Origin of the sequence: Shewanella sp. Isolate7 (assembly GCF_022398425.1) — a bacterium.
In the GTDB taxonomy this organism is placed as follows: Bacteria; Pseudomonadota; Gammaproteobacteria; order Enterobacterales; family Shewanellaceae; genus Shewanella.
On sequence record NZ_JAKEVJ010000019.1, the window covers coordinates 1 to 23,184 of the forward strand.

The window sequence follows — 23,184 nt, forward strand, 5'->3', positions numbered from 1 at the left end:
AGGTAGAACACCCGTTTCGAATCATCAAATGTCAGTTCGGCTTTATCAAAGCACGCTATAAAGGGCTGACGAAAAATGACTCACAGTTAGCCATGCTATTCACCTTGGCGAACCTGTTTAAAGTAGACCAGATGTTACGACGACAGCCAAGATCTGTCTGAAATCCGGGAACAGCCTGGAATTAGGTCGAAATTCGGCGTAAAACGGCAGTATATTGGCCAAAATTGAACAGTTAGCGTTCAAAAATCAAGCGGGCCGCTCAAAACCTCGCTCTATACCTAAATTGCAGGACTTGTTCGCAGTTTCCCTAAAAGGGAACGTGGGGAAAGAGGTTCATCGGAGTATCTTTATCTTCTGCAACATGAAGAAATGTAAAGTAGTCGAATTAAACGTTCAGTTGGATCATGTTCATCTTGTTGTGCGTACACCACCGAGTTTAAGCGTGTCAGAGTTAGTAGGTGTATTAAAGGGAAGAACAGCGATTAGATTATTCGCGAAGTATCCATATTTAAGAAAGAAGAAGTTGTGGGGTAATCATTTCTGGCAACGTGGTTACTTTGTGGATTCGGTAGGAGCGAATGAGGAAATAATTAGGCGATACGTGCGGCATCAAGACAGACAAGAGAAGGAAGAGGCCGAGCGTCAATTACAATTGAACGTTGATTAATAAATAAGCCCCCTTATAGGGGGCCAATCAAAGCCACCTTCTATGAAGGTGGATTCTTTANTTAGATTATTCGCGAAGTATCCATATTTAAGAAAGAAGAAGTTGTGGGGTAATCATTTCTGGCAACGTGGTTACTTTGTGGATTCGGTAGGAGCGAATGAGGAAATAATTAGGCGATACGTGCGGCATCAAGACAGACAAGAGAAGGAAGAGGCCGAGCGTCAATTACAATTGAACGTTGATTAATAAATAAGCCCCCTTATAGGGGGCCAATCAAAGCCACCTTCTATGAAGGTGGATTCTTTACTGGTTTTTTCTCATAGAAGATAGCCGTCACAATTTGGTATTGCTATGATTGAGGCTATTGCAGCGCTGAAAAGGTTAAATGGATGACTCATAAATTACGCTCGGTCTCTTTGGCAGTGATGACCGGCCTAAGTTTGTTACTGACAGGATGTGTATCGACTCAATCGGCGGCGACGGCAGAGCAGGGTAAGCTGATGGTGGCTCCCGTGATGCCTGACTATAAGCTCGAGGTTACCTTAGCCAGATTGAACGATATCCTGGCCTCGGCCGAACTGACCCCAGAGCAGCGTGCGCGTTTTCATTATGACCGTGGGGTGATCTACGACAGTGTCGGACTACGCATCCTGAGTCGCATCGATTTTCACCAGTCGTTGAAGTTGCAGCCTAATCTGGCCGACGCCTATAACTTTATCGGCATCTATTACACCCAGGAAGGGGAATTTGAGAGTGCCTATGAGGCTTTCGATGCCGTGCTCGAGCTCTCCCCCGATTATGACTATGCCTATCTCAATCGTGGCATCGCCCTCTATTATGGTCAGCGAGACGAGCTGGCCGTGGCCGACATGCAGTCTTTCTATCGGGCCAACGAGCAGGACGGTTACCGCGCCCTCTGGCTCTATATCACAGAGTCGAAACTGGGCGCCGAGCAGGCTAAGCATCATTTAGCCGAGAATAGAGCTAAGCTGGACGACTCGCAATGGTCTACCACATTAGTGGATTTTTATCTTGGCAAGGTGAGTCGTGAGCAGGTCTTTGAGGTGGCTAAGCAGGGGCTGAGTCACACCAATGAGTATGCCGAGCGCCTGTGCGAGGCCTATTTCTATATCGCTAAGATAGCCGAGAGGCAGGGCAACTATAGCGATGCCGCCAATTACTTCCGCCTGGCCTTGGCGACCAACATCTATGATTTCGTCGAACATAGGTATGCCAGAGTCGAGCTAGCCAAGATAGATGAACTCATCGCTCAGCCTTAATGCCGAACGTAAGTTATATTATCGTTTGTTGAGGCTCGCCCCATTGGCGGGCCTTTTCGTTTTTATCTGTCGGCGCCACACAAGCGCCCAGTTCCGGGTCGCCAAACTAGCCATAGGATAAGCTTGGCGCTATAATTGCCCGCTTTTAACACTCCATCAAATTCGCAGGTAATCATGTCAGGCTATACAGTTGAAGTCGACAAGCGTCGTACTTTCGCCATCATCTCGCACCCGGATGCGGGTAAAACCACTATCACCGAGAAGGTCTTGTTGTTCGGACAGGCGCTGCAGAAGGCGGGCACGGTAAAGGGCAAGAAGTCGGGACAACATGCCAAGTCTGACTGGATGGAGATGGAGAAGGATCGTGGTATCTCTATTACCACCTCTGTGATGCAGTTTCCCTACCGTGAGGCGCTGGTAAACCTGCTGGATACTCCGGGTCACGAAGACTTCTCGGAAGATACCTATCGTACGCTGACAGCGGTTGACTCCTGCCTCATGGTGATCGACTCGGCTAAGGGTGTTGAGCAGCGCACCATCAAGTTGATGGAAGTTACCCGTCTACGTGATACGCCGATCGTGACCTTCATGAACAAACTTGACCGTGACATTCGTGATCCTATCGAGCTGATGGACGAGGTAGAGAACGTACTTAATATCGCCTGTGCGCCAATTACCTGGCCTATCGGCGCCGGTAAAGAGTTCAAGGGTGTCTATCATCTGCTCCGCGATGAGGTGATCCTGTATCAAAACGGTATGGGTCACACCATCCAAGACTCGCGCGTCATCAAAGGGCTGGATAATCCCGAGCTGGATGAGGCGATTGGCAGCTATGCACAGGATCTGCGTGACGAGATGGAGCTGGTGCTGGGCGCCTCCCATGAATTCGATCTAGACGCCTTCCTCAAGGGCGAGCTGACTCCTGTGTTCTTTGGTACCGCATTGGGTAACTTTGGTGTTGACCATATTCTCGATGGCATAGTCGAGTGGGCGCCGCGTCCCCAGGCCCGTGAATCGGATCTGCGTAATGTCGAGCCCGACGAGCCTAAGTTCAGTGGCTTCGTGTTTAAGATTCAGGCGAACATGGATCCTAAGCACAGGGACCGTGTCGCCTTCATGCGTATCTGCTCCGGTCGTTATGAGCAAGGCATGAAGATGCACCATGTGCGTATCGGTAAAGATGTGAACGTCAGCGACGCCCTAACTTTCATGGCCGGCGATCGTAACCGTGCCGAGGCGGCTTATCCTGGCGATATTATCGGCCTGCATAACCATGGCACCATACGTATCGGCGACACCTTTACTCAAGGTGAGAAGCTTCGCTTTACCGGTGTACCAAACTTCGCACCCGAGATGTTCCGTCGTATCAGGCTCAAGGACCCGCTGAAGCAGAAACAGCTGCTCAAAGGTCTGGTACAGCTGTCTGAAGAAGGTGCGGTGCAGGTGTTCCGTCCGCTGGACTCCAACGATCTCATCGTGGGCGCCGTGGGTGTGCTGCAGTTTGAAGTGGTTGTGCAGCGTCTTAAGAGCGAATACAAGGTCGAGGCTATCTACGAGGCGATCAGCGTGGCGACGGCGCGCTGGGTCTACTGCGAAGATGCCAAGAAGCTTGAAGAGTTTAAGCGCAAGTGCAGCAACAACCTGGCGCTTGATGGCGGCGACAACCTCACCTATGTGGCGCCGACCATGGTGAACCTCAATCTGTCGATAGAACGTTATCCCGACATAGAGTTCGCCAAGACTCGCGAGAACTAATCGATTGAAAAAGCAGCCTAGGCTGCTTTTTTATGCACATTTTTTGAGCCCTTCAGTATAGTGAAACTAAGCGATTGAAGTAGGAGCCATTGAAGTGGGGCCAGAGAAGTGAAGAGCCATAGAATTGAGGAGCCAAGATGATAGTAAAATGGTGGCGCGCCTACATCGCCTGGTGTGATCGTATGGGCCTAACGCCGGAGAATCAGCGCTGCTGCGCGCCCAAATTAAGTGATCCTGAATTGAGAGGCTCTGAATTAAGTGAGCCTGAATTAAATGAGCATGAGTTGAATGAGCATGAGTTGAATGAGCCAGCATTAACCGCTCACCAGGCAGAAATACCTCAGCAAGCACCACAAGGTGCCAAGGCGAGAGTTGAAGATGCGCGTCGCTGATTCCCAGGATAGCAAGGCATTCGATAGCAGGCTTGCGGTTATCGACAGCCATGTGCATCTGGATTTTGACGAATTCGACGCAGAGCGTGAGCAGCTAGTCCTCAGGCTCAGGGCCGCCGGCCTGCGAGATGCGGTGATCCCAGGAGTCAGAGCCAGTCAATGGCCTAAGCTTCAGGCGATCGCGGCGCGCCATGGCTTGCATTATGGACTCGGGATACATCCCTGGTATTGCACTGAAGATTGGCAGCAAGATATTGAAAACTTGTCTAAACTTCTTGAGGAGCGAGGCGACGACCCCAAGCTGGTTGCCATCGGCGAGTGTGGGTTAGATGCCTTACATAAAGCTTCCTGGGAGGCTCAGCTTCCCTGTTTCGAGGCGCAACTGCAGTTGGCCCAGCAACACGAATTGCCGGTGATTCTGCATAGCGTTAAGGCCCACAACGAGGTGCTGGCGTTACTCAAACGCTACCCTTTGGCAAGAGGAGGTGTGATACATGGCTTTTATGGCTCGATGCAGTTGGCTCAGCGCTATGTGGATGCGGGGTGTTACCTAGGAATAGGTCATCTGTTACTGGAGGAAAAGGCGAAAAAATTGCAAGAAACGCTTGTCAAGTTACCGTTAGAACATCTGGTGATCGAGACTGATTTGGCCCTGGTTTACCAGCTGAAAAAGTCGCAATTTGCCGATAAAACCGGCGGTTCTGGCTTAATTTTGCATTTGCTAATTGAGAAAATCGCAAATTTGCAAAAAAAATCTAACGTTCTGGTATCAGAACAAGTGTTTCGAAATACGCTGCAACTCTTTGACCTCTAGTTTATTTTTGAAAAAACAGATGTAAATCGCACCAAGTTTTTTTTGTAACGCCTTGAAATAAAACTTCAAAAACTTGATCAAAACGACGATTTTAACCATCCGGTCGGGTATAATCTGTCGGTGAAAAAGGTTGGTTAACAACATAATTAAAAAGTATTAACAATAGGGTGATGGTTAATGGATATTTTAATGAGTTTAGTAGGGGTGGTCGTCCTACTCGCGATAGGTTTTTTGCTTTCTAACAACAGAAAAGCTATCAACATGCGTACCGTATTTGGTGCACTTGCGATTCAGGCATTCTTTGCTGGTTTCGTACTGTACGTACCTATCGGTAAAGACATTCTAAAAAGTGTTTCAGATGGCGTATCTAGCGTTATCGGTTACGCCCAAAACGGTATTGGCTTCTTGTTCGGCGATTTGGCTAACTTCAAAGTTGGTTTCATCTTCGCCATCAACGTACTGCCTGTAATCGTCTTCTTCTCATCGCTAATCGCGGTACTTTACTACCTAGGCATCATGCAGTGGATCATCCGTATCATCGGTGGTGGCCTGCAGAAAGCACTGGGTACTAGCCGTACTGAGTCTATGTCAGCTACTGCTAACATCTTCGTTGGTCAAACTGAAGCACCACTGGTTGTTCGTCCATTTATCGCGACTATGACTCAATCTGAGCTGTTCGCTATCATGGTGGGTGGTCTAGCCTCTATCGCTGGTTCAGTATTGGCTGGTTACGCGCAGATGGGTGTACCTATTGAGTACCTAGTTGCTGCATCATTCATGGCTGCACCAGGTGGTCTATTGATGGCTAAGCTAATGCATCCTGAAACAGAGAAAACTGTTAATGAAATGGATGAGCTGCCAGAAGATCCTGACAAGCCAGCTAACGTACTTGACGCTGCGGCTGCCGGTGCTTCATCTGGTATGCACCTAGCCCTAAACGTTGGTGCTATGCTACTAGCCTTCGTTGGTCTGATTGCGATGATCAACGGTATTATCGGTGGTGTAACTGGCCTGTTCGGCGCTGAAGGTATCACGCTTGAGCTGATCCTTGGTTACATCTTCATGCCTCTAGCATTCCTAATCGGTGTGCCTTGGAACGAAGCCCTTATCGCAGGTTCTTTCATCGGTCAGAAGATCGTTGTTAACGAATTCGTTGCTTACCTGAACTTCGCTCCATACCTGAAAGATGTTGCTGATGGTGGTCTGCTGGTTGAAGCGACTAACGCTGTAATGTCCGACAGAACTAAGGCAATCATTTCATTCGCTCTGTGTGGTTTCGCTAACCTGTCTTCTATCGCGATTCTACTGGGTGGTCTAGGTGCAATGGCTCCTACTCGTCGTCACGACCTAGCTAAGCTTGGTATCCGTGCGGTAGTAGCTGGTTCTCTAGCTAACCTAATGAGTGCAACGCTAGCGGGTCTGTTCCTAGCGTTATAAGTCTCAGGAAATTCCTTGGGGGGATGCCCCTGAACGACGACTCTGCCCAGCAGGGCAGAGTCAGCGTTAACTCAACCATTTTTCAACGTATTAGTAACAAGATGGCTATTTATCACTGCTGTTGATGGGTAGCTGTGTGTAAACAAACTTCAGCCGATTAGGTGATTAGACACCAATATCAGTGATAAATCAGAAGTTTGTTTTATTATTAGAATATTGTGTTTGCATTTTTACATTAATTATATTGTGATTTAATACAATTTGAGTAAAATGCGGCGCCAACAAAGAAAGAAACGCTGACTCGTAAAGAGCAGTAAAACCATAAAATAATGGGGTTGATGATGAAAAACGTTAAAACTTTAGCTTTAGCCGCTACTACCGTAGCAGCAATGTCTACCAGCGCTTTTGCAGCAGAACGTTCAGATCTATACGCTACCGACTACAAGTGGATGCAGTTCAATGCTATGTACTCTGTAGACGAGCTACCAAGTGCTGGTGAGAGCGGACACAACTACCTAGAGATGGAATTCGGTGGCCGTAAGGGTATCGTTGATCTATACGGTTATGTTGACGTGTTCAACCTGGGCAACGAAAGCTCTGGCGACAAAGTTGGCGATGCCAGCAAGATGTTCATGAAGTTTAACCCACGCTTCTCTCTAGATGCGATCACTGGTAAAAACCTGTCTTTCGGCCCAGTTCAAGAAGTTTACTTCTCAACTCTGTTCAACTGGGGGGGCGGAGCTTTCAATAAAGATGGCATAGGTGACGTAAACGCGACTTTCTGGGGTATCGGTGCTGACGTGAACGTGCCTTGGTTAGGTAAGACTGGCATGAACCTATACGCTCACTATGACTTGAACAAGAAAGAGTGGAACGGTTACCAGTTCTCTGCTAACTGGTTCAAGCCTTTCTACTTCTTCGAGAACAAGAGCTTCCTATCTTTCCAAGGTTATGTTGATTGGCAGTTCGGTGGTGACGAAGATATGGGTAACGAGTTCGTTCCTATGTCTGACAACGGTGGTGCAGCCTTCTTCGGTCTGTACTGGCACTCTGACAAGTATGCACTTGGCTATGGTCTGAAAGGCTACAAAGACGTTTACCTGCTAAAAGATGGCGCTGGTATCGTTGGCCTAGAAACCACTGGTTGGGGTCACTACTTCACCGCGACTTACAAGTTCTAAATTTAGGATTTTGTAGGTTTGGGAGCCGCTATCCGGCGGCTCCTAATCTCTCGCTCAGGTTTGTCATCATTGTTTAACCTAAGTGAGTAATTTTTATCTAAGCATGGACTATATTAATAGAGCTTGTTTACATAAAGGTTAGTAGTTTTACGCGCTAAAAAGGATTTTTCGCGGAAAGGCTGGAACACTACTCTACAAAGTATAATTACTTAGTTCCCCCTTCCCGGTCTTCAAGGATTCAAGTCGTGACCCTTGTGTCAGGATCGCCGCTGGTTATCACCAGGGCATTGAATACCTGAATTAGTAAACTTGTTGTGTCGTACCGATAAAACAATTTTACGGCAACGCCTGAAGGCCCGGCCATAAATATAATCAAAAGATGCCAACTCTAGGTGCTGTCATACGTCAATTTCTTATTTCTGAATTAATAATTTACGTTTCGGAGAGCTAATATGAGTGATTTAAAAAAAGCAGCACAGAAAGCCATTGAGTTGATGGATCTGACGACCCTGAACGATGACGATACCGATCAAAAAGTGATTGAGTTATGTCATAAGGCTAAGACTCCTGCAGGTAACACTGCTGCCATCTGTATCTATCCTCGTTTTATTCCTATTGCTCGTAAGACCCTGAATGAGATGGGTTGTGAAGAGATCAAAATCGCTACAGTCACTAACTTCCCCCATGGTAACGATGACATCGCGATCGCCGTGCTAGAGACGCGTGCCGCCGTTGCCTATGGTGCCGATGAGGTTGACGTAGTATTCCCATACCGTGCCCTGATGGCTGGTAACGAAACCGTAGGTTATGAGCTGGTTAAGGCCTGTAAAGAAGCCTGTGGTGACGATGTATTGCTGAAGGTGATCATCGAGTCTGGCGTACTGCAAGACCCTGCGCTTATCCGTAAGGCCTCTGAGCTGTCTATCGACGCCGGTGCAGACTTTATCAAGACCTCTACCGGTAAAGTGGAAGTTAACGCTACCTTAGAAGCCGCCGAGATCATGATGACTGTGATCGCCGAGAAGAATCCTAAGGTTGGTTTTAAGCCAGCCGGTGGTGTGCGTGATGCAGCAGCCGCAGAAGAGTTCTTAGGCGTCGCCGAGCGTCTGCTTGGTAAGGGCTGGGCAACACCACGTACCTTCCGTTTCGGAGCGTCTAGCCTGCTAAACAACCTGTTACATACCCTGGGATTGGCCGAAGCGCCTAAGGGTCCTCAAGGTTACTAAGCGACGCGGTTAGCTTTATTAGTTAAGTGTGATCTAAATCTATTTGATAACGCCAAAACTTGTATATATTGTTCGTAATTAAATTACGGTTTTGGCGTTAAACAAGAGAGTTTGTCACTCGAATACGAATTTTTGTGACAAATTTGGAGGCAGTACCATGTTTCTAGCACAAGAGATTATTCGTAAAAAACGTAATGGCGAAGTGTTGTCGACTCAAGAGATCCAGTTTTTCGTTCAAGGGATCACTAACAACACAGTTTCTGAAGGCCAAATCGCTGCACTGGGTATGGCAGTCTATTTCAAAGACATGAACATGGATGAACGTATTGCGCTGACGACAGCGATGCGTGACTCTGGCACCGTTCTTAACTGGAAAAACCTTGGCTTAGATGGCCCTATCATCGACAAGCACAGCACGGGCGGTGTGGGCGATGTGATCAGTCTGATGCTTGGCCCCATGGCCGCCGCCTGTGGCGGATATGTGCCCATGATCTCCGGCCGTGGCCTTGGCCATACCGGTGGTACCCTGGATAAGTTTGATGCGATTCCAGGCTACCAGACAGAGCCTGACAGCGAACTGTTCAGAAAAGTCGTTAAAGAAGCCGGTGTCGCCATCATAGGTCAAACTGGTGACCTAGTCCCCGCCGATAAGCGCTTCTATTCAATTCGCGATAATACCGCAACCGTCGAATCCATCTCTCTCATTACAGCTTCTATTCTTTCTAAGAAACTTGCCGCCGGTCTCGATGCATTAGCCATGGACGTTAAGGTGGGTAGCGGTGCCTTTATGCCGACCTATGAAGCTTCTGAAGAGCTGGCTCGCAGTATCACCGCCGTGGCAAATGGTGCAGGTACCAAGACAACTGCGCTGCTGACCGACATGAACCAGGTGCTGGCCTCATGTGCGGGTAATGCGGTGGAAGTGAAGGAAGCGGTTGATTTCCTCACGGGTGCCTACCGTAACCCACGTCTGTATGAAGTGACCATGGGTCTGTGTGCCGAGATGCTACAGTTAGGTGGCTTGGCCGCTAACGAAGCCGAGGCGCGTGACAAGCTCAATCGTGTGCTGGATAACGGTAAGGCTGCCGATATCTTTGGTCGGATGATTTCTGGCCTGGGTGGCCCAGCAGACTTTATCGAAAACTATGCTAAGTATCTGCCACAGTCGCAGATCATTCGTCCTGTCTACGCCGATCGGAGTGGTTTTGCAACCTCTATGGATACCCGTGAGCTTGGTCTTGCGGTGGTGACCCTAGGCGGTGGACGTCGTAAGCCAGGTGATGCCTTAGACTACAGCGTGGGCTTGACCCAGGTCTGTGCACTGGGCGATGAGATCACCTCAGATAAGCCGATTGCCATGGTTCATGCGCAATCTGAAAGCGCCTTCGAAGAAGCGGTGGCAGCCGTGAAGAAAGCGATTCACATTGGCGATGAAGCGCCAGAGAAAACACCAGAGATCTATCGTTACATTCGTCAGTCAGATCTCTAGGAGAGTAAAAGATGAAAAGAACTGTCATTATGATGCTCGACTCCTTCGGGGTCGGTGCAGCAAAAGATGCTGAAGCCTTTGGCGACACAGGTTCAAACACCTTCGGTCATATTGCTAAGGCGTGTGCCGAAGGCAAGGCAAACGAAGGTCGCGAAGGCCCGCTTAAGCTACCTAACCTGGCTAAACTCGGCCTGGCAATGGCCGCTAAAGAGAGCACAGGCAGCTTTGCTGAAGGCTTCGGTGACGATGTCGAAGTGATCGGTGCCTACGGTCATGCCGATGAGCTCAGCTCGGGTAAAGATACGCCGAGTGGTCACTGGGAAATGGCGGGCGTGCCCGTACTGTACGAGTGGGGTTACTTTAGCGACCTGAAGAACTCTTTCCCTAAAGAGTTGACAGATAAGATCCTTGAGCGCGCTGGTTTGTCTGGCTTCCTGGGTAACTGCCATGCCTCAGGCACGGCGATTCTCGAAGAGCTGGGCGAAGAGCATATGCGTTCTGGTCTGCCTATCTTCTATACCTCGGCCGATTCTGTATTCCAGATCGCCTGTCATGAAGAGACATTTGGTTTGGATAACCTCTACACCTTGTGTCAGATCGCCCGTGAAGAACTTGAGCCTTACAACATCGGCCGCGTTATCGCTCGCCCATTCGTTGGCACAGGCCCGAGCGATTTTGCCCGTACCGGTAACCGCAAAGACTACGCGGTCGAGCCACCATCAAAGACAGTGCTGGATAAGTTGAAAGAAGCCGGCGGTGAGGTGGTGAGTGTGGGTAAGATTGCCGACATCTATGCTCACTGCGGTATCACCAAGAAGGTGAAGGCCACAGGTTTGGAAGCCCTGTTCGATGCTACGCTTGAGCAGGTGAAACAGGCTGGCGACCGTACCATAGTCTTCACTAATTTCGTCGATTTCGACTCTCACTATGGCCATCGCCGTGACATCGCTGGTTATGCCCGTGCACTGGAGTATTTCGACACCCGCTTGCCAGAGATGTTTGCACTGCTAGGTGAAGACGATCTTCTACTGCTGACCGCAGACCATGGTTGTGACCCAACCTGGCAGGGTACAGACCATACCCGTGAGCGCGTGCCCGTATTGGCCTATGGCGCAGGTTTAGCACCTGGTTCACTGGGTCGTCGCAATAGCTTCGCCGATATAGGTCAGAGCATTGCCAGCTACTTCGGCCTTGAGCCTATGGAGTACGGCGAGTCATTCGTCGCCTAGGCAAATAAGGATGACTTAAGGTCATCCTGCTACAATATTATGATTTGGTGGCTTAAATTGGGCCACCGCTACTAGAAAAAGACTTAAGTCTAAAAATAGGGGTTATATAGATGGCTACACCACATATTAATGCTGTTGACGGTGCATTCGCTGATACAGTGCTTTTCCCAGGCGATCCACTGCGTGCCAAGTACATTGCTGAAACTTTCCTAGAGAATGTTGAGCAGGTCACTGACGTACGTAACATGCTAGGCTTTACCGGTACTTACAAAGGCGTTCGTATCTCTGTAATGGGTTCTGGTATGGGTATCCCTTCTTGCTCTATCTATGCGACTGAGCTGATCAAAGACTACGGCGTGAAAAACCTGATCCGCGTAGGTACTTGTGGTGCGATCAGCACAGACGTTAAAGTACGTGATGTGATCATCGGTATGGGTGCTTGCACCGATTCACAAGTTAACCGTCTACGTTTCAAGGGCCAAGACTTCGCAGCTATCTGTGACTACGGTCTGCTGAGCGCGGTAGTTAAGGCTGCCGAAGAGAAGGGCACTAAGTACCGCGTAGGTAACGTGTTCTCTGCCGACCTGTTCTACACGCCAGATCCAGAAATGTTCGACGTGATGGAAAAGATGGACGTGCTAGGCGTCGAGATGGAAGCTGCCGGCCTATACGGCGTTGCTAAAGAGTTCGGTGCTAAGGCGCTATGTGTGGTAACAGTATCTGACCATATCCGTACCGGTGAAAAAACCTCTTCTGACGAGCGTCAAACCACCTTCAACGAGATGATCGAAATGACACTGGAAGCGGCAATTACTCTGTAATTATCACGCTAGTGTTGAGTAAAAACGGGCCAATCGGCCCGTTTTTTTATATCTGTGGTCAACTTGCCTAATGACGCTTGTACCTCGCTGGAGTTTGCTCAGGCTCGCCTGCTTCTTCTCTTTTATTGGTTTTCGGGCATTCGTTTATCTGGCATTTGCTTCGCCGTCATCTTTCTCGCCGTTTTTAGATGCGCCTTTTTGAGCGTGGTCGGTATCATCGGCAGCGTCTGAGGAGAGCTCGGCATCATCGTATTCCTGTTCCTTATCTGTGCCTAGGGTGGCGGCTATCTTCTCACCGAGTCTGCTCTTAGTCTTGCGACGCTCGAAGTCGGCTCGCTTAAAGGAGAGGGCACGGGAGAGCAGCATGCCGATGAGCCCGGCGATGATTAACATCATCTGCTGCTGTTCCATGTTGAGCTGGTGCGCTTCCTTGATCTCGTTGAAGAAGCGCTGCGGCACTAACCTGACCTCGATATAGCCAAGGTTCTTATCATCCTGGAGTACGGCCTCGACATAGGGGGGGTAAGGTGCCAGTAGGGCCCTTAGCTCTTCCGATTCAGGCTCGAGCGGCTCGTCGGTGACGCTCTGCGCGAAGGCTAGGCGTTGCCCCTTCTCGCTGAAGATGGTGGCCGACATCACCTTGGGGTCCAGTACCAATGCACTGGTGAGCCACTGCAGTTGCTCATCATTTTGCAACTGCAAGGCCGGCGCGGCGCCATAGGCGGTCTGCTGCACCAATAAACGAGCCATCTTTTGGGTTTGGGACTTTAGAAGCTGTTGACCTTGTAGTAGGCTAGTTTCCCATAATTGGAACAAGCCCACCATGAGGGCGACAGCGACACTGATCTGCAGCAGTCGTGTCAGCCTTTGGGTCTTTTTGAGTCCTTTAAGAAAAAACACTTTGTACCTGAAGATGATAAGGGTTTTATTAATCATAATGGATTATCTTCTAACCCGATACCCGGAGACGCACGACTAATGGCAAATCAGCAACAAAATCCTCTGTTTTCATGGCTCTATGATGAGGTTAGCGCGAGTATCACCCTGAATGGCTGTCTCTTTTCGCGCCATGAGGAAGCAAGCGCCCCCGAAGCTGATTTGCGCCTGCGTCTGGTCTATCAGGATGCTCAGCGCCAAGGTGACATCGCCGAGGCGGTTTTGTCCTGTGCACAGCCGATGAGCCTTGCGGTGATCACACGCCAAAACGACCTGTCTTGTATTGAGCTCTGTCTCGATAAACAGGCAGGGCAGAAGCTGGCCGACGTCCTGGCGGCGAGGGACGATATTGAGCTCTTGTATATTAGTGGCCAGCAGCCAAGGCTGGACCAGCCGGGACTGCTGGTAATGGACATGGACTCGACGGCGATTCAGATTGAGTGTATCGACGAGTTGGCGGCCATGGCCGGGGTTGGCGAGGCGGTGGCCGAGGTCACCGAGCGTTCCATGCAGGGCGAGCTTGATTTCGAGCAGAGCCTGCGACAGCGAGTGGCTAAGCTGGCGGGCGCCGATGCCGGCATCATAGATACCCTGTGCGGCCAACTGCCGCTAATGCCGGGCCTCGAGGTGATGGTGACGGAGTTACAGAGCAATGGTTGGCGTATGGTGCTGGCGTCGGGAGGCTTCACACCCTTTGTGGGCCATCTAAAGCAGCAACTTAACTTAGATGCGGCCTATGCCAACGAACTTGTGGTCGTCGAGGGCAAGCTAAAAGGCGAGGTGATAGGCACAGTGGTGGATGCTCAGTTTAAGGCCGATACCGTGCTACGCAGCGCCGAGACCTGGCAGATCCCCGTGGGCCAACGCTTAGCCATAGGCGATGGCGCCAACGATATCCCTATGGTGCAGGCGGCCGATTTTGGCATCGCCTACCATGCCAAGCCTAAGTTGCAGGCGGCTGCCGATGCGGCGATTGCCAAGCTGGATCTGCGGGTGCTGCCCTTTATGTTAGTTAACCTGGCATAGGCGAGGTTTCAGGTTCGCGCCAAGGATGAATCGATAGGCTCGCATGATGCGGGCCTTTTATTTTGGCAATTTATGAATAAGCCTCAATAGGACTCGCGTTTAAAATCAATCTTTTATCTTTGATCTACAAGTCATTATTTTCAAACGCATGTTTAAGACAATTCCGCGCTTGTTTTTTTGCTTGCTTTGTACTTGAGTTACCCCTTTAAAGTCAGTACCTTAAATCAAATTTTATTCGGATATCTTCTGTGTCGACTCTGATCCAAGAATCACGTTTTATTCCCTATCATCAGGGGCAACTCCACCTGCGTCTGCTTAAGCGGCCCGATGCCGACATGAGCCAACCGCCTATTTTGATGCTCCACGGCGCCATGTCTAACGGCCGGGTCTTCTATAGCGACAAAGGCAGGGGACTGGGTTGTTACCTGGCCGAGGCGGGGTTTGTGGTTTACGTGCTCGACACCCTGGGACGGGGGATGAGTACCCCTAAGCTGAGCACAGGCGCCAGTCATGGACAGGGCGAGGTGATCCGCGAGCAGCTTCCACTGGTGCAGCACTATATCTTGTCGCAACATCCACAGGCACACAGGGTGCACTGGTGTGCCCACTCCTGGGGAGGCGTGCTGATGGCCAGCGCCATCGCACGTTTCGAATTCTTTCAGACCAGTGTCGCCTCGCTGTTGACCTTCGGCAGCAAGCGGGCGATCAAGGTACGCTCATTCAAGAAGTGGCTGATGGTGGATCTGGTCTGGAACAGGCTGGCTCCTGCGATTGCTGCCGGCCATGGGTACCTGGCCGCCGATCGCTGGCGCATGGGAATGGACAATGAGAGTAAGGCCTCTCTGTCCCAGAGTATCGACTGGGTCAGAGGAGACTGGATAGATCACGACGACGGGGTTGATTACGCGAAGGCGGCAAGCGACTTGAGGGCGAAACAGGGCTGGCCTAAGGCCTGGTTTATCGCCGGCAAGGGGGACCAAGTGCTGGGCAATCCTGCCGATGTGCAGCGCATGATAAAGGAGTGCCATCTTAAGCAGGTGACCTATAGCCTGCTCAGTAAGGCGAACGGCAACCTGCATGACTATGGCCATGCCGAGATGCTCACCCATAAAGATGCCATACGGGACCATTTTCCCCAGGTATTGAGCTGGTACCGCGCGCTCTAGTGCTGATTAAGCCCCTAGATTTTCATTGTGCAACTGGGGATAGCGCAGCATCACCTCGTCGGTAATATCCAGCAGTTCACCCACGCCTATGATGTGCCACATCAAGTGTTCCAGCTTCTTGGCCTTGTGCTGGGCATGCAGGCCTATGTATTCAAGCTCGCGCCTGATGTAGTTGATATCCGGTTTGCCGGCAGCGCCGCGGTAGATGCGAAGCGCCATGAAGCGGCCCAGATTTTGACTCTGTTTGATGAAGTGCAGCTGGGCCTGTTCATCGCCTATCTCCTTAGGCGGCAAGCACTTTATCTTGATTCGTCCCTGAGATTGACGGGAGATCTGCACATAGGTCTCGAAAAACTCTAATCCATGTTGCGGCTTCATCTGGCGGATAGGCGTGATGAAGTCCTCTTTGAGGCGTCCCTTGTCCAGCAGGGCGCTGAGATCGTATTTAAGTGTCTCCTGGGTCGTCGCCGCAAATAGGTCGGCGATGGCGTTGGAGTGCTTACTCACGCCCAATACGCTCAACTTGGCCGATTTTGCCGTCTTCTCGATGAAGTAAGGCACAGAGGCCAACTCCCTCATCAGCAGGTTTTTCAGCCCGTCTGAGAGCTCCTTCATGTCGCTATTGGCTTCGGTCAGCTTCCTGAGCTTGTCACGGTTAGCTTCGATGAGACGGCTGAGGAAGGCGACGCCGACATGGGGCGTATGACCAATCATTGCGGCCAGGTGTATGGTGACACCATTCTTGCGGGTGCGGATAAGTCTATAGGGCAGCTGCGCCAGACGTGTCTTACCCGCCAGATGTTGTAGCTTGGGAAAGGCGACCATGACAGGAGCCGTGGTATCAAAGTCGGCTGGTTCATCCAGGGTCACCTGCAGGCCCTTGCCCGAGATATCTAAGGTAAAGCCGTGGTGACTCTGCTTGCCCTGGCTGACGGTGACCAGTGTCTTGAAGGAGAAGCGCGCCTCGTTGCGCCGCTCGGTAAATTGCAGCGACAGCAGCTTGATCTGATCTTCCTGCAGCTTCTCTTGTCCGAAACGCTTCAGCTCGTTGGCCTGATGGCCTTTGGCATCCCAGGCCTCATACTGAGGCAAAATATCTTCGTTGGTGAGATCGATAAGCTGCAGCACATGGGTGAAGCACTTGAGCTGGGCCTCTGTCAGCGAGGCGTAATAGCTCGAATCACCGGGCAAGACGCTGGATTTATAGGAGATCTCATGGTCTATCTCATGACAGGCTAGCTTGAAGATGCGCCAGCTGGCCTTGGTCGTGCCAAAGCGCAGGAAGAGGCCAAGCAGATCGCTCTGTTTTAGCTCGGCGAGACTGGCGGAATAGAAGAAGATCGCCCCCTGGGCCTGAAAGGTAAAGCAGAAAAACAGGTTGTGGTCAGGGTCTTGCGGCGCATTAAATAGTGCCTGTAGCCGCTCGTGGGTCAACATGCCGCCGAGCTGACTGACCGACTTCTCATCGACAAAATATTGTTGAAGCTTCTGGTTGTCGCGGCTCAGCAACTTATGGGTCACACGGGACTGACCATCAATCTGCTCTACATATAGGGGCAGATGAGGTAGATGGGGCAGATAGTGGCGCTCGAAGCCCAGCCCCGTGGCGGTCACCAGTATGTCGTTGATATCCACCTTGTAGCGAAACTTATAGCCCTGGATCAGGTTGGCCAACATATCGGCAAGGGCATAGCTGCCACCCGTGCGTTTCAGGCGCATCCAACAGTATCCATGGTTGCTCTCGACGTCGACCACCTGATACTCGACCCCTTTCTGCAGATCATCGAAATAGTACTCGGCGCTCAGCTCCAGCAGTTTGACGATGAGCGGTTGCTCTGGGTTGAGGCCATGGTCGACAGGTAAGCGAATACGGGCGCCGCCGACCGAGAGATCGACAGTGATCCCCTTTATCTCGCTGCGACCCGGCTGCAACACCCCGATGCGGATCGCATAGTTCATCCGCTCTTCGGCGCGATTAAAGTAGCTGCCTAAGATGGCACCGCTGGCCACATAGGGAGTGAGGGCGCTATCGCCCTGAGCTTCGCCTTCGCGTGTGCGTTGTCGCCGCAGTTTATGTCCCTCGATGACCTGCTCATACACCCCTAGCGTGTATTGCCCCTGATACAGTGCCAGTGCCTGCGTAAAGTTCTCTTTAGCCGGGGCGTCGATAAAGTGGGTCTGGGCGCCGCTGTTGAAGGGCGCACAGGGTAGTTCGGACCTGTCCCTGAGATCGATCACCCGGGTGCAGGGAGAGGAGAGACGGTTGAGTTCCATCTTGAGCAGAAAACGGGTCGAATTGGACTCGCTGGCAGTCAGATGATCAAACAGCTCCTGGAAATTGGTTTCCATCAGGAGGGGTTTTAGCTGTTCGATCAATGCCTTATGTTGCTCTAGACTCATGGATTATATCTTTTCGACTCAAAGTTGACGGCGCGGCTTATCTGTTAGTGTCGGCGGCTCGGGCAAAAACTTGATAGCCTTTTGTTTATTCAACACAATTTGCCCTCTCTGTGAGAGACAAATCCCTAGGGGCAGTGTAAGGCATTTTGACTTCCTTGTGGGAATCATTTTCTTCCCCAGAGGGATGGGAGATAGGGGCAAGTAGACTACAGCCGCTTAAGATACTCATGTAGAATGCCCCCATGGAAGCGTGCGACCCTTAGATTCGTGAGTCGAGAAGGCAGATGTAGATGACGGGCGCGGCGAGATTAATGAGAAGACAAAACAGTTAAGCTATGGCGAAGAATAAAACAGCATATGTGTGCAGCGAATGTGGTCAGGACTTTCCCCGCTGGCAGGGGCAGTGTAACGCCTGCGGCGAGTGGAACACCATCTCAGAGGTGAGACTGGCGCCGGCCAAGTCGAGCGCTGGCGCCGTGGCTGGCTATGCAGGCGCCGTCGGTGGAGGCTCGAAGAAACTCAGCGAGGTGGAGGAGTTCGAGGCCAAGAAGCTGCTTACCGGCATTGGTGAGCTGGATCGCGTGTTGTGCGGCGGTCTCACCACAGGTTCGGTCAACATCATCTCGGGGGATCCCGGAGCGGGTAAGACGACCATATTGTCGGATCTGGTGTCACGCATGTCGCAGCTGATGCCCTCGCTCTACTGTACCGCCGAGGAGTCGCTGTCACAGTTTAAGAACCGGGTAAACCGCCTCAGGCTCGATTGCAATGAGGAAAACCTCTACCTGATGGCAGAGACCAATGTGGAGGCGATTATCGCCGAGCTTGAGGCCAAACAGGTCAAGTTTGCGGTGATCGACTCGATTCAGGCGGTGGTGACAGATTTGGCCAACGGCAGCCCAGGCTCACCGTCTCAGGTCAAGGGCAGTGCCCAGGCGCTAACCCAATATTGTAAGCAGAACAATGTCACCATGTTCCTGGTGGCCCATGTGAACAAGAATAACGAGACTGCGGGGCCGCAGACGCTGATCCATATCGTCGACTGCCTGACCCACCTGGAATGTAATGACGGTCAGGTACGCACCCTGAGAGCCAACAAGAACCGTTTCGGCGACGTGGATACCGTCGGTATCTTCAGGATGACAGAGCGGGGCATGATCAGTGTCGATAACCCCAGCGAGATCTTCCTCTCGGGTTCCAGCACCGAATCGCCCGGTGCGGCCATCACCTGTATCCGCAAGGGCAATCGCAACCTGCTGCTGGAGATCCAATGTTTAACGACTGAGGCGGAGGGGGAGTTTCCCCAGCGGGTCTGTGTCGGGCTCAACATGAACCGTATCAAGATGCTAACGGGGATTTTGCGCAAGCACACCCGTACCAAGATCTACCACGATACCTATTTCAACTTGGTGGGCGGACTTAAGATAGACGAGTCTGAGACCTGTATCGACCTGGCCCTGGTCACCGCACTGCTGAGCAGCCTTAACGAGTTTGTGGTACCGCGCACTACCTGCATCATGGGGGAGCTGAGCCTCAACGGCGACGTGCGCCCCATCGACAGCGGCGTGCCCAGGGTGAAAGAGGCGGTGCAGCACGGCTTTACCGAGATCTTTATTCCCTATCGCAACTATCATAAATCGATGGAAGGCCTGGGGGCCAAGATCAATCCGATTAAGACGATTCACGAGCTGCTAGAGCTGATTAGCTAGGGCCTGTTTATCTTTCGCGTTCATTTTTGCAGCATTCTGTATCGCTTTTATACAAGGCAGAGCGATTGTAATGTAGTGCACTACATCAATGAGCGATAACGCAGTAGAAAAATGATACAGACGCTGCCCGCAGGGTTCGTCTTGAGCACGTTCAACTCTTTGTTACTCGGCTTTTATATAGAATAACTATACTTCAAGCCTCATGCCGCGATTTGAACGTGCTCAATTAGAACAAAAATTGTTCTCAAAAGGTCAACAGGCCCTAGCACACATTTAATGAGGGTAGAGATGCAGCTTAAAATACGTAGCGAAGCACCGGGCGATATTGCCGAAATTTACGCGCTGACTGAGGCGGCCTTTCTCGATGCGCCTCACACAGAGCATACCGAGCAGTATATAGTGAATGCCTTGCGTGAAGCCGGTGCGCTGGCAATATCCTTGGTGGCCGAATATGAGGGACGCTTGGTGGGGCATCTGGCGCTATCAAAGGTGACCATCTCGGAGAACTGCCCTAACTGGTATGGACTCGGCCCCATCTCGGTGTTGCCCGAGATGCAGGGGAAAGGGATTGGCAGCCAGTTGATGCAAGCCGGCATCGAAGCGCTAAAAAAGGCGCAGGCCAACGGATGCGTCCTGCTGGGTGAGCCTAAGTTTTACCAGCGCTTTGGCTTTGCGCCTGTTGCGGGACTGGTGTTGCCGGGCGTTCCCGAGGAGTATTTTCTTGCCCTTAAGCTTGCCGGTAAGACGCCACAGGGAGAGGTGAGCTATCACCTTGCCTTTCAGGCGAAAGGAGAATAGCCGCAATTAACAGCCCCCAGGCCGGGACTTCGCGCTTGGGGTTAATCTTCTTTGTTTGGCTATCACCCTGTCGTTGCCAAAGGGTTGATACAGCGCAGAGACTAAAAAGGGGACGCTATGTCCCCTGTTATTGATATTGACCGCAAAGCCGCTAGATGCTGGATTTACCCTTGGTCATGGACCTCGATAAACATCTTGAGTTCGCGGTCAAGCAGGGACGCATCGCCTATGTTGAGTTCGAGCATGCGCCTCAGGTGGCTGATGCTGTCGATATCGATGTGCAGGCATTCGAGTCCAAGCTGGCCATCTTTTTGGTGGATGACCTGGGTCTCCATGGTGACCTCTACGTCAGAGCCCTCTAGAGTGAAGCTCAGGAGTATCGGTTCCTGGCTTGGTGCGAAGGCTGGGGGCAGTTCGACCAGGGCACCATTTAGGCTAAGATCATGGAGCGTGGTCGACCATACCTTATCGTCTTGGGTGAGCGTCGCATTGACATCGAAGAAGATGCGCGAAAATTGCCGCCTTTCATCCATAAGCTGTCTTAGCCTCTAATGTGAGCGTGATGTTAATAAGGTAAGCATAAGCTAACATGACCCGAGTGTAAAAATCTTGATTTATATTTAGCTTTAGTGACTTGAGGCAAAATCTCTTTGCCTAGGGCCTGTTTATCTTTCGCGTTCATTTTTGCAGCATTCTGTATCGCTTTTATACAAGGCAGAGCGATTGTAATGTAGTGTGCTACATCAATGAGCGATAACGCAGTAGAAAAATGATACAGTCGCTGCCCGCAGGGTTCGTCTTGAGCACGTTCAACGCTTTGTTACTCGGCTTTTATGTAGAATAACTATACTCCAAGCCTCCTGTCGCGATTTGAACGTGCTCAATTAGAACAAAATTTGTTCTCAAAAGGTCAACAGGCCCTAGGGTGATGAATCTGGTAGGCGACGCAGCTGGTGATTATTTAGGGGCAATGGCGGCTAAAAATCGCGCCAGATCCCATAATTGAGATAAAGCTTATATGCAATTATGAAAAATTGTGAATAATAGCCTTAACCTTTATTTAACGCGTTTGGGAGCTGGGTCATGGCCCTAACTTCATTACAACCTTGTGTGCTTGTGGTCGACGATGAGGCGGTTATCCGTGCTCGTCTGAAGGGCTATTTCGAGAAAGAGGGTTATCGGGTGCTCGAGGCCGCCGATGGTGAAGAGATGTGGCAGCAATTCAGTAAGCAACATGTCGATCTCGTGATGTTGGATATCAATCTGCCCGGTGTCGATGGCCTTAGTCTGACGCGAGAACTGCGCAGTCGCTCAGATGTTGGGATCATCCTGGTGACGGGACGTGATGAGGCGATCGACAAGATCATCGGGCTGGAGATGGGCGCGGACGATTATGTGACTAAGCCCTTTGAGCTGCGCGAACTCCTGGTGCGGGTCAAGAACCTGCTCTGGCGCATCTCTCTGATGAAGAAGGCGCAGCAGCAGACCATCGCCGAGCTCGAACGCGGCGACGATCTCATCGAATTTGAAGATTACTGCCTGGCGCTTAACAGCCGTAAGCTTTCCCTGGGCGATGAGGTGATCAAGCTGACCAAGGCCGAATTTGAACTGCTGAGCGCCTTTGTGCTGCATCCACAGCAGGTGCTAAGCCGTGAGCGTCTGATGCAGCTCACCAGTCATCGCAATCAGGATGTGAATGACAGAACCATAGACGTGATCATTCGCCGTTTGCGTAACAAGCTAAATGCCGAGCTCTTCGTGACCGTCCACGGCGAGGGTTATCTGTTTGCCGCTAAGGTTGAGGATTAGCCCCGGGCGCCTCGACCCGGTAGATGGGGTAAAAATCCGCCGGCGCCAGGCTGTCTGTCAGCTGCTTCACCTGGCTATTTTTAGGCGTGAGCCCCTTTATCCTGGGGCCGATATCACCAAAGGGGGCGGCGCCCTCGAGTTCCCGCACCACCACATCTATTGCCAGCTTACTCTGTAATACCACCTGATCGTCACTGCTGAATGACACCCTGTGGCGATACAGGCCGCGCAGAGTAGCGGGAGAGAGATAGCTGCTCACCAGCGCAACGTCTTGAGCTGTCTCTTGTTGTGCCAGGGCGCCGATGGCGGCCTCGATGGCCACGGCGCTGCCGAGAATATAGTCGGGGGTGTGATCTTTGAGCAGGTGATGCAGCTGATCCCGATAGAGCGCGCGATTGTTATCGGCATGGCGATTGGAGGAGATAGTTACCCGACTGCCCTTGAGTGCCGCCATGATCCCTTGTTCCACCCAGGTGCTGCCTCCCAGCTTCTCTGGGCCGAGCAGCAGTGCCAGCTTAGCGGGCTTATTTTTGGTGGTACGGCGAATATAGTCGCCGGCATGCCATCCCATCTGATACCAGTTGACGCCAATGCGTGTGTTTACCAGCGGGCTGTCGAGTCGGTTTACCAAGGCCAGCATGGGCTTGCCGATCTGCCCCTGATAGTGCTTGAGTAGCTCGGGATCCACTGTGCCCAGCAAGATGGCGTCAAAATTGCCGGCCATGCAGTGCTCGAGCTGCTCCAGTTGTTTGGCCTTACCATAGTAGCTGCTGGCCTCAAACAGCTCCAGGGCCACGCCCAATCGTCTGGCCTGGGTGACCAGACCATAGTCTATGCCTATCCAATAGGCATCTTTGAGGTGGGGAACCAGGGCGCAGAGTCGCCAGGGCTGTTTGGTCGTGTCCAGGGGGCGATAGGTGAGCGTTTCGACCTGCTGAAGCTTGGCGTTATAGGGGCTGCGCTGCTGCAGTGACCAGATATCTGCGGCGTAGGCGTGTGCCGATATTGCCAAACAGGCGGAGATCGTCAGGCCATAGAGGCAAAGACAA

21 protein-coding genes and 1 pseudogene are annotated in these 23,184 nt (G+C 51.4%); 18 read left to right on the forward strand and 4 right to left on the reverse strand.

Going from position 1 to position 23,184, the window contains the following annotated elements:
* From L1D47_RS06540 to deoD, 13 genes and pseudogenes are all read left to right on the forward strand, one after another.
* Positions 1 to 161 (forward strand): annotated as a pseudogene (locus L1D47_RS06540) (IS5/IS1182 family transposase); the annotation flags it as partial.
* 113 nt (positions 162 to 274) lie between these two features.
* Positions 275 to 667 (forward strand): IS200/IS605 family transposase, encoded by a 393-nt coding sequence (tnpA, locus tag L1D47_RS06545; RefSeq protein WP_239883351.1) that lies wholly within the window; start codon positions 275 to 277, stop codon positions 665 to 667.
* Positions 668 to 709: 42 nt separating this feature from the next.
* On the forward strand, positions 710 to 913 hold the full coding sequence (locus tag L1D47_RS06550; RefSeq protein WP_275661400.1) for a transposase: 204 nt from the start codon (positions 710 to 712) through the stop codon (positions 911 to 913).
* A 143-nt stretch (positions 914 to 1,056) separates the two neighbouring features.
* Positions 1,057 to 1,947 carry a lipoprotein NlpI gene (gene nlpI, locus L1D47_RS06555; RefSeq protein WP_239883261.1) on the forward strand — a complete coding sequence of 297 codons (891 nt, stop codon included), beginning with the start codon at positions 1,057 to 1,059 and terminating at the stop codon, positions 1,945 to 1,947.
* Positions 1,948 to 2,121: 174 nt separating this feature from the next.
* Positions 2,122 to 3,702 carry a peptide chain release factor 3 gene (gene prfC / locus L1D47_RS06560; protein WP_239883268.1) on the forward strand — a complete coding sequence of 527 codons (1,581 nt, stop codon included), beginning with the start codon at positions 2,122 to 2,124 and terminating at the stop codon, positions 3,700 to 3,702.
* A gap of 137 nt (positions 3,703 to 3,839) precedes the next feature.
* Complete coding sequence (locus L1D47_RS06565) at positions 3,840 to 4,094, forward strand: hypothetical protein (RefSeq protein WP_041509110.1); 255 nt, start codon at positions 3,840 to 3,842, stop codon at positions 4,092 to 4,094.
* Positions 4,081 to 4,908: a TatD family hydrolase gene (locus tag L1D47_RS06570; protein WP_239883269.1), complete on the forward strand. Its 828-nt coding sequence runs from the start codon at positions 4,081 to 4,083 to the stop codon at positions 4,906 to 4,908. Before L1D47_RS06565 ends, L1D47_RS06570 begins: the two co-directional genes overlap by 14 nt.
* A 177-nt stretch (positions 4,909 to 5,085) precedes the next feature.
* The gene (locus L1D47_RS06575; RefSeq protein ID WP_041509111.1) at positions 5,086 to 6,345 is read left to right on the forward strand and encodes a NupC/NupG family nucleoside CNT transporter; all 1,260 of its coding nucleotides are present in this window, start codon (positions 5,086 to 5,088) and stop codon (positions 6,343 to 6,345) included.
* A gap of 341 nt (positions 6,346 to 6,686) precedes the next feature.
* Positions 6,687 to 7,526: an outer membrane protein OmpK gene (locus L1D47_RS06580; protein WP_239883271.1), complete on the forward strand. Its 840-nt coding sequence runs from the start codon at positions 6,687 to 6,689 to the stop codon at positions 7,524 to 7,526.
* A gap of 452 nt (positions 7,527 to 7,978) precedes the next feature.
* Positions 7,979 to 8,752, forward strand: coding sequence for a deoxyribose-phosphate aldolase (gene deoC, locus L1D47_RS06585; RefSeq protein WP_041509112.1), 774 nt, complete (start codon positions 7,979 to 7,981; stop codon positions 8,750 to 8,752).
* Between the two features lie 157 nt (positions 8,753 to 8,909).
* Positions 8,910 to 10,241 (forward strand): thymidine phosphorylase, encoded by a 1,332-nt coding sequence (gene deoA / locus L1D47_RS06590; RefSeq protein ID WP_239883276.1) that lies wholly within the window; start codon positions 8,910 to 8,912, stop codon positions 10,239 to 10,241.
* Positions 10,242 to 10,252: 11 nt separating this feature from the next.
* Entirely contained in the window at positions 10,253 to 11,470 is a 1,218-nt protein-coding gene (locus L1D47_RS06595) for a phosphopentomutase (protein WP_239883277.1), read from the forward strand.
* 110 nt (positions 11,471 to 11,580) lie between these two features.
* Entirely contained in the window at positions 11,581 to 12,291 is a 711-nt protein-coding gene (deoD, locus tag L1D47_RS06600) for a purine-nucleoside phosphorylase (protein WP_041509114.1), read from the forward strand.
* A gap of 144 nt (positions 12,292 to 12,435) precedes the next feature.
* Here deoD and L1D47_RS06605 read toward each other — a convergent pair whose 3' ends face one another.
* Positions 12,436 to 13,227, reverse strand: a complete 792-nt coding sequence (locus tag L1D47_RS06605; protein ID WP_239883279.1) for an AhpA/YtjB family protein — start codon at positions 13,225 to 13,227, stop codon at positions 12,436 to 12,438.
* A 42-nt stretch (positions 13,228 to 13,269) separates the two neighbouring features.
* On the opposite strand from L1D47_RS06605, the gene serB reads away from it, so the two are divergent.
* Positions 13,270 to 14,253, forward strand: coding sequence for a phosphoserine phosphatase SerB (gene serB / locus L1D47_RS06610; protein WP_239883281.1), 984 nt, complete (start codon positions 13,270 to 13,272; stop codon positions 14,251 to 14,253).
* 239 nt (positions 14,254 to 14,492) lie between these two features.
* Positions 14,493 to 15,419, forward strand: a complete 927-nt coding sequence (locus L1D47_RS06615) for an alpha/beta hydrolase (RefSeq protein WP_239883353.1) — start codon at positions 14,493 to 14,495, stop codon at positions 15,417 to 15,419.
* A 6-nt stretch (positions 15,420 to 15,425) separates the two neighbouring features.
* On the opposite strand, the gene L1D47_RS06620 is transcribed toward L1D47_RS06615, so the two are convergent.
* Positions 15,426 to 17,819, reverse strand: coding sequence for a PilZ domain-containing protein (locus tag L1D47_RS06620; RefSeq protein WP_239883283.1), 2,394 nt, complete (start codon positions 17,817 to 17,819; stop codon positions 15,426 to 15,428).
* Between the two features lie 335 nt (positions 17,820 to 18,154).
* Here L1D47_RS06620 and radA point away from each other — a divergent pair, with 335 nt between their 5' ends.
* Positions 18,155 to 19,528 (forward strand): DNA repair protein RadA, encoded by a 1,374-nt coding sequence (radA, locus tag L1D47_RS06625; protein WP_041509118.1) that lies wholly within the window; start codon positions 18,155 to 18,157, stop codon positions 19,526 to 19,528.
* 276 nt (positions 19,529 to 19,804) lie between these two features.
* Positions 19,805 to 20,326, forward strand: coding sequence for an N-acetyltransferase (locus L1D47_RS06630; protein WP_239883286.1), 522 nt, complete (start codon positions 19,805 to 19,807; stop codon positions 20,324 to 20,326).
* Positions 20,327 to 20,490: 164 nt separating this feature from the next.
* On the opposite strand, the gene L1D47_RS06635 is transcribed toward L1D47_RS06630, so the two are convergent.
* Positions 20,491 to 20,859, reverse strand: a complete 369-nt coding sequence (locus L1D47_RS06635; protein WP_041509120.1) for a PilZ domain-containing protein — start codon at positions 20,857 to 20,859, stop codon at positions 20,491 to 20,493.
* A 550-nt stretch (positions 20,860 to 21,409) separates the two neighbouring features.
* On the opposite strand from L1D47_RS06635, the gene torR reads away from it, so the two are divergent.
* Entirely contained in the window at positions 21,410 to 22,135 is a 726-nt protein-coding gene (gene torR, locus L1D47_RS06640) for a two-component system response regulator TorR (RefSeq protein WP_239883288.1), read from the forward strand.
* Here torR and torT read toward each other — a convergent pair.
* On the reverse strand, positions 22,119 to 23,165 hold the full coding sequence (gene torT, locus L1D47_RS06645; protein WP_239883355.1) for a TMAO reductase system periplasmic protein TorT: 1,047 nt from the start codon (positions 23,163 to 23,165) through the stop codon (positions 22,119 to 22,121). The genes torR and torT overlap by 17 nt on opposite strands.
* Positions 23,166 to 23,184 lie beyond the last annotated feature (19 nt).